6 protein-coding genes are annotated in these 7,615 nt (G+C 65.3%); 5 read left to right on the top strand and 1 reads right to left on the bottom strand.

Features of this window, described 5'->3' with window-relative positions:
• Window positions 1-1,257 (bottom strand): hypothetical protein (locus tag PQQ53_RS09895; RefSeq protein ID WP_408323885.1); only part of this gene is annotated, 1,257 nt, incomplete at its 3' end.
• 1,255 nt (window positions 1,258-2,512) lie between these two features.
• On the opposite strand from PQQ53_RS09895, the gene PQQ53_RS09890 reads away from it, so the two are divergent.
• The 5 genes from PQQ53_RS09890 to PQQ53_RS09870 all read left to right on the top strand — a co-directional run bounded on the left by PQQ53_RS09890 (window position 2,513) and on the right by PQQ53_RS09870 (window position 7,598).
• Window positions 2,513-3,274, top strand: coding sequence for a 3-oxoacyl-ACP reductase (locus tag PQQ53_RS09890; protein WP_408139111.1), 762 nt, complete (start codon window positions 2,513-2,515; stop codon window positions 3,272-3,274).
• Between the two features lie 22 nt (window positions 3,275-3,296).
• Window positions 3,297-3,503 (top strand): hypothetical protein, encoded by a 207-nt coding sequence (locus PQQ53_RS09885; RefSeq protein WP_408139112.1) that lies wholly within the window; start codon window positions 3,297-3,299, stop codon window positions 3,501-3,503.
• Window positions 3,504-3,634: 131 nt separating this feature from the next.
• Entirely contained in the window at window positions 3,635-5,023 is a 1,389-nt protein-coding gene (locus PQQ53_RS09880) for an FAD-binding oxidoreductase (protein ID WP_408139113.1), read from the top strand.
• A gap of 232 nt (window positions 5,024-5,255) precedes the next feature.
• Window positions 5,256-5,846: a BPSL1445 family SYLF domain-containing lipoprotein gene (locus tag PQQ53_RS09875; protein ID WP_408139115.1), complete on the top strand. Its 591-nt coding sequence runs from the start codon at window positions 5,256-5,258 to the stop codon at window positions 5,844-5,846.
• Window positions 5,847-6,110: 264 nt separating this feature from the next.
• Window positions 6,111-7,598: a SulP family inorganic anion transporter gene (locus PQQ53_RS09870; protein ID WP_408323883.1), complete on the top strand. Its 1,488-nt coding sequence runs from the start codon at window positions 6,111-6,113 to the stop codon at window positions 7,596-7,598.
• The last annotated feature ends 17 nt before the right edge of the window (window positions 7,599-7,615 follow it).

Raw genomic sequence — 7,615 nt, 5'->3', positions numbered from 1 at the left:
TGCCCGAGCCTCCGCCATGGCCGCCGTTGCCGGAACCACCGCCGCCCGCGCCGCCGTTACCGCCATTGCCGGAACCGCCGTTGCCCGAGCCTCCGCCATGGCCTCCGCTGCCGGAGCCACCGCCACCCGCGCCGCCGTTACCGCCATTGCCGGGACCGCCGTTGCCCGAGCCTCCGCCATGGCCTCCGCTGCCGGAGCCACCGCCACCCGCGCCGCCGTTACCGCCATTGCCGGGACCGCCGTTGCCCGAGCCTCCGCCATGGCCGCCTCCGCTGCCGGGACCGCCGTTACTCGACCCACCACTATGGCCGCCATTGCCGGGACCACCATTACCCGGCCCGTTGCCATCACCGTGACCACCGTCGCCATGACCCGTGCCGCCATTACCTCCATCACCATGGCCGCCGTTTCCTTGGCCGCCATCGCCGTGACCTGTGCCGCCATGGCCACCGTCGCCGTGACCACCATCGCCGTGACCACCATCGCCGTGGCCGCCGTCACCATGTCCACCGTCACCGTGACCTGTGCCGCCATGGCCACCATCGCCTTGACCGCCGTCTCCATGACCGCCGTCACCGTGACCTGTGCCGCCATGACCACCATCGCCTTGACCGCCGTCTCCATGACCGCCGTCACCGTCACCTGTGCCGCCATGGCCACCATCGCCTTGACCGCCATCTCCATGACCGCCGTCACCGTGACCTGTGCCGCCGTGACCACCATCGCCATGGCCGCCATCGCCGTGACCTGTGCCGCCATGGCCACCATCGCCGTGGCCGCCGTCACCATCGCCACCATGCCCATGACCACCGTCGCCATGGCCACCATCACCATCGCCGCCATGTCCATGACCACCGTCACCATCGCCACCATGCCCATGACCACCATCGCCATGACCACCATCACCATCGCCACCATGCCCATGACCACCATCGCCATGACCACCGTCACCATCGCCACCATGCCCATGACCACCATCGCCATCGCCGCCATGCCCATGACCACCATCGCCATCGCCGCCATGCCCATGACCACCATCGCCATCGCCGCCATGCCCATGACCACCGTCACCATCGCCGCCATGTCCATGACCACCATCGCCATGGCCACCATCACCATCGCCGCCATGCCCATGACCACCATGCCCATGACCGTGACCACCATCTCCATGGCCACCATCACCGCCGTCACCGCCGTCACCACCACCACCGTCCCCGCCACCACCGCCCCCCGGCCCGCTACCACCCGAGCCGCCATCCCCCGCCCCGCCCTTCCCGCCGCCACTGCCGCTGCCATTACCGCCGCTACTGCCACTACCATTCCCGCCCGTGCTCCCCGAACCAGTCCCGCCTGACCCAGAGTTGGTCACACCGTTTCCGCCGCTATTGCCCGAGCCAGTCGACGGAGCCCCGCCGCCGCTTTGCGAACCCGTGGTTGATCCGATGTTCGCCGCCGCAAGGCCGCCGCGCCCTGGCGCGAACAAGCCATCGCCCTGCACCGCGCAACCAGGCCCCCCTCCGGCCGGACAACCCATCGCCGACGCCTGCGCCACGACCAGCCCCGCAGAACTGGTCGACGGATCCGCCGACCCCGCCGGATTCGTTTGCGCTCCTGCCATCGCCGCATACAGACTCACCGCGACTGCCAACACCGCCCGCCGCGTTCCCAATGTCCGCGCGTCCCCGTTCTGTTTTTTCATTTCATTCTCCTAACTATCAACCTAGAGTGACCGGCCAGATAACGAACGAATCTCTGCTCACTGTTAAAAACGAAAATTCAAAGCCCAGTCGACGCTGCCGCGGGCGATGCAAAAGCGCATCGTGCGTGGCACCTCTCCCGCGAAAAATCCCGGTCCGATTTGGCGTGATCCGAGAGAAGAGACTGGCTGCGCGCGAACTTCGTCGTTAGAACGGCACAGCATGGCCTGATGGACGTTGAAGTTATGCGGAGCCACTTACGGCGACCGTGCGCTAGACCACGCAATGCGATATCGCAGATCTACTGCCCGCTAGCGGCATGGGTAGAACCGTCAGAAATAGTCAATTCGAGAGCTTCTTAAAGCGCGGACTTTTTTATATTTAGATACGCAGTCCAAACTATTGTTTCGCAAGCCATGCGTCTCACTTCCCCGCTCGAATCGAATAATCATCAACCGAATCCAACGCGATTTTCATCAACCAACCAGGGTTAAAACGTACGCCGCAGATCTTTCTGCGTGTTCATCCGCACACAAGCGAGCCGCTGCCGAAACCGGGTGAGCGCAATCCCACAGACAGGATCGAAGAAAGTGCTGCGCGCACTCACTGTTCAACCTCGACCCGGCACCACAACCCATCACTGCCAAAGCTCGAAAAACCCGGCAAAAAACAGCGCTTCCCAGAAGCCCTTCACCAACCTGCCACGACCTTTCAACCGCAGACGGGCACTTCGTGCGCTATCCCACACAGCGAGCCAATCCCCAACTCAGGTGACAATACGAACCTCGCAACTTCATCGACAACAGGAAAAACAGATGCTTCTATCCGATCAATGGGTGCTGGTGACGGGCGGCGCCCGCGGACTCGGCGCGGCGATCACGCGAGCGTTGGTGCGCGAAGGCGCGGGCGTGATCGTGAACTACCGCAAGAGCGAAACGCTGGCGCACGCGCTGAGAGAGGAACTGGGCGAGCGCGTGCTGCCGCTGCAGGCGGACATCACCGATACCGCCGCAGTCGCGCGTCTGTTCGAAGAGGCGCAAGCGCAAACCGGTCAGGCCATCGTCTCGGTCGTGAACAACGCGCTGGCCGACTTCCAGTTCGACGGCGACGGACGCCCCTCGATCGACTCCATCGACTGGCCGCGTTTCCAGCAGCAACTCGACGGCTCGCTCAAAGGCGCACTCAACACGATGCAGGCGGCCGCGGCCGGCATGCGCTCGCGCGGGTTCGGGCGCATCGTCAACGTCGGCACCAATCTGTTTCAGAATCCCGTGGTTCCGTATCACGACTACACGGCGGCCAAAGCCGCACTGCTGTCGCTCACGCGCACCGCCGCGCACGATCTCGGTCCCGACGGCATCACGGTGAACATGGTGTCGGGCGGTCTGCTGCGCACCACCGACGCGAGCGCGGCCACCCCGGAATTCGTTTTCGACCTGATCGCGAATTCAACGCCGCTGCGGCGCGTCACGACGCCCGAGGAATTCGCCGACGCAGTGCTGTTCTTCCTGTCGCCCTGGGCGCGTGCGGTGACGGGCCAGAATCTGATCGTCGACGGCGGCCTCGTGAAGGGCTGATTCTCCAGCGCGGCTGGCCCGCATGCACGCACGTCAGGCCTGGCCAAAAGTGTCGCTGCGCAGCCACCTGCGCGGCGCAATCCAACACTTCGCCGCGCGATCTTTTCCCGAAGTATTTCCACCATCCGTGGCTCAGGGCCGGCTCATCGTCGCCTGCGTGGCTCACGGACGCTTATCGCGCGAGCGCTTGCGCGAGATCGCCGGCAAGCGCGGGTTTACCTTTGTTTGATTTAGCCAAACTGCCCCGTTTACTGGACCCAAGCAAAGCTCTCAATCAGCTTTCTGTTTTGGCGTTCCGTTTGCTTTGGTCATCCGAATAGCGATGAGGGAAACGCCGTTCACTCTCCAATGAGGCAAGTCATGGTTAACGTGTCCAGCAGCGCTACCGACGAATTGAAATCCGCGATCCGAGGCCAGCTCCTGCTGCCTGGCGATGCGAGCTACGATCAGGCACGCAGTATCTGGAATGCGATGATCGACCGGCGTCCGGCGCTGATCCTGCGTTGCGCGGGCGCCGCCGACGTGCGCTACGGCGTCGCGTTCGCGCGCGACAACAACCTGCCGCTGGCGATTCGCGGCGGCGGTCACAACATCGGCGGCAGCGCGCTTTGCGACGATGGTCTCGTGCTCGATCTGTCGTCGATGAAGTCGGTGCGTATCGACCCGGAGGCGCGGCGCGCGTATGTCGAACCAGGCGCGACACTGCACGACTTCGACCATGAAGCCCAGGCCTTCGGGCTCGCGACACCGCTCGGCATCAACTCGACCACCGGCGTCGCGGGCTTGACGCTCGGCGGCGGCTTCGGCTGGCTGAGCCGCAAATACGGCATGACGGTCGACAACCTGGTGGCGGCGGACGTCGTCACCGCCAACGGCGAACTGGTCCACGCCAGCGCGGATTCGCACGAAGACCTGTTCTGGGCGATACGCGGCGGCGGCGGCAATTTCGGCGTCGTCACGTCATTCGAATTCCAGTTGCATCCGATCGGACCGCTTGTATATGGCGGCCTCGTCGTGCTGCCGATCGCGCAGGCGAAAGACGCGCTCGTCAAGTACCGCGCCGCGCACGCCGGCATGCCGGAGGACCTCAGCGTGTGGGCGGTGTTGCGGCTTGCGCCGCCGCTGCCGTTCCTGCCGCCGGAAGTCCACGGCACGCCGGTGATCGTGTTCGCGATGTGCTACAGCGGGCCGGTCGACAACGGGCCCGCCGTGGTGGAAGCCGTACGCGGCTTCGGGACGCCGGTCGGCGAACATCTCGGCCCGATGCCGTACACGATGTGGCAGCAGGCGTTCGATCCGCTGCTCACGCCGGGTGCGCGCAATTACTGGAAGTCGCACAATCTCGGCGGCATCGACGATGGCCTCATCGACGCGCTGCTCAGTGCGATCGGCAACCTGCCGTCGCCGCAGTGCGAGATTTTCTTCGGCCAGATCGGCGCGCAGACGCAGCGCGTGCCGGTTGCGGCCACCGCCTACCCGAGCCGCGATACGCAGTACGCGATGAACGTCCACGGCCGCTGGGACGATGCCGCCGACGACGAGCGCTGCATCGCCTGGTCGCGTGCATTCTTCGAAGCCGCCGCGCCGTTCTCGCTCGGCAGCGTGTACGTCAACTTCATGACGCAGGAAGAAGGCGGCCGCGTCGCCGAAGCCTACGGGCCGAACTACGAACGGCTCGTCGCGGTAAAAAGCCGCTACGACCCGCACAATCTTTTCCGCCACAACCAGAACATTCGACCGGCGGCCTGACAGAAGACGGCGCGGCAAGCGACGCACGACCTCGCCGATTCCTCACCACCTCCCGATCCAACTCCGCCGACCCTGCGCAGATGCGCGGGGTCGGGTACGCTGTTTGCTAATTCGCAACCGACGTACGGGCGTGCTGCCAGCGGGGCAAAGGCATCATGGCTCCGGATACGCACGGGAAGCGAACCGGCACCCGCCCTCCCGTCCCTCCATAACGTAAAAGGACAATACCGACATGCGCAGACGACAATTCATCCTCACCGGCAGCGCTGCTCTGGCCTCCGCTGGCCTCAGCCTCGCCGGTTGCACGACGACTTCGCCGTCCTCCAGTGCTTCGCCTTCGGCCAATGCCGGCAGGCGCGATACGATCAACGCGGGTGTCGACGCGACACTGGCGCGCCTCTACGAAAACGTCAACGGTTCGCGCGAGCTGGTCGCGAAGGCGCGCGGCGTGCTGGTGTTCCCGTCCGTCATCTCGGCGGGCTTCTGGGTCGGCGGACAATACGGGGAAGGCGCTTTGCGGGTGAACGGCCAGACGACGGGCTTCTATAGCACCGTCGCGGGATCGTTCGGTTTGCAGATCGGCGCGCAGTCGAAGGCGCTCATCTTCCTGTTCATGACGCAGGAAGCGCTGGACACATTCCTCCACAGCCAGGGATGGGCGGCCGGCGCGGATGCCACCGTCGCGGTGCTGAAAGTCGGCGCGAACGGCGCGGTCGACACGTCCACCGCCACCAGCCCGGTCGAAGCGTTCGTGCTGACGAACGGCGGCCTGATGGCCGGCGTGTCGGTCGAAGGGACCAAGGTGTCGCGTCTGATCATCTGAGCGCCCGCCTCTCGTCACGCCGCCGCTCGCCGGTTGCGTGACGTCGGCATCAAGTCAGGTCGCGGTGTTCCTTGCGGTCGCGACCTTGCCCGCCTCACCGGTCACATCAACCGTCCTGCTGTAAAATCCACACCTTTCGCCAATTTGCGATTCTCTCCGGTCAGGGCTGAACGCCTGGCCGCCGGACGCAACTTGCGCCGCGCCACGTGCCTCGCCACGTACGCCGCTTGCCCACGCGCTCCCGCGCTCCCCACCTCGTTGACAATGAACACCGCAAGTCCCACTCACGGTCGGCCCGCCGCGCTGCCCGGCATCAGAAGCAATGTGCTCGCAGGCCTGACCTCGTCGTTCGCGCTGGTGCCGGAATGCATCGCCTTCGCGCTGGTCGCCCACCTCAATCCGTTGATGGGCCTCTATGGTGCGTTCTTCATCTGCACCATCACCGCGCTGTGCGGTGGAAGGCCCGGCATGATCTCCGGGGCCGCCGGTTCGATGGCGGTGGTGATCGTCGCGCTCGTCGTGCAGCACGGCGCGCAATATCTGCTCGCCACCGTGATACTCAGCGGCATCCTGATGGTGCTGTTCGGCGCGTTGCGCCTCGGCAAGCTGATCCGCATGGTCCCGCATCCGGTGATGCTGGGCTTCGTCAACGGCCTCGCGATCGTCATCGCCACCGCGCAGCTCGCGCACTTCAAACAGAGCACGCCGCAAGGCGAACAGTGGCTGCACGGCAGTGCGCTGGCGATGATGTGCGGCCTCGTCGCGCTGACCATGGCGATCGTCTATCTGCTGCCGCGGCTCACGCGCGCCGCGCCGCCCGCGCTGGTGGCGATCGTCGGCGTGGGGCTCTTCACGCAACTGCTGCATCTGCCCACGCGCACGCTCGGCGACATGGCGCACATCGCAGGCGGCCTGCCCACGCTGCATCTGCCCACCGTGCCGCTGAATCTGGACACGCTGCACGTGGTGCTGCCGTACGCGGTGCTAATGGCGATCGTCGGCTTGCTCGAAACACTGCTCACCTTCAACCTGACCGACGAGATCACGGAAACACGCGGCCAGCCGAACCGCGAATGCCTGGCGCTGGGCGCGGCGAATATCGCGTCGGGTCTGTTCGGCGGCATGGGCGGCTGCGCGATGATCGGCCAGACCATGATCAATCTGAATTCGGGCGGCCGTTCGCGGCTGTCGGGCATCGTCAGCGGCGTGATGATCCTGATGTACATCCTGTTCCTGGCGCCGCTGATCGAACGCATTCCGCTCGCGGCGCTGGTGGGCGTGATGTTCGTGGTGGCGCAGCAGACCTTCGCCTGGGGCTCGCTGCGCGTGCTCGGCAAGGTGCCGCGCAACGACGCGCTGGTGATCGTCGCGGTCACCATCATCACCGTGTTCTCCGATCTGGCGATTGCGGTGATGTGCGGCATCGTGATCGCCGCGCTCAACTTCGCGTGGCAGCATGCCCGCGAAATTCACGCGCATGTCGAAGACAGCGCCGGCGACAAAACCTACGTGCCGCGCGGCACGCTCTTCTTCGCGTCGACCACGCGTTTTCACGAACTGTTCGACCCGCTCGACGATCCTGAACGCGTGACGGTCGATTGCAGCCACCTGCTGCTCGCGGACCATTCCGCGCTGGCCGCGTTGCAGGGATTGGTCGAGCGCTATCGCAAGGCCGGCAAGCAGTTGCGCATGAAGAATCTCTCGGAGCGCAATCAGCGTTTGCTCACTCGCGCGGGAATTGGGCTCGCATGACGCGTGCGGCGTAAGCC

Origin of the sequence: Paraburkholderia strydomiana, assembly GCF_046030495.1 — a bacterium.
Classification (GTDB): Bacteria; Pseudomonadota; Gammaproteobacteria; order Burkholderiales; family Burkholderiaceae; genus Paraburkholderia; species Paraburkholderia strydomiana_A.
The sequence above is the reverse complement of the archived record's forward strand: the minus strand, read 5'-3'. Positions and strand labels throughout refer to the sequence as shown.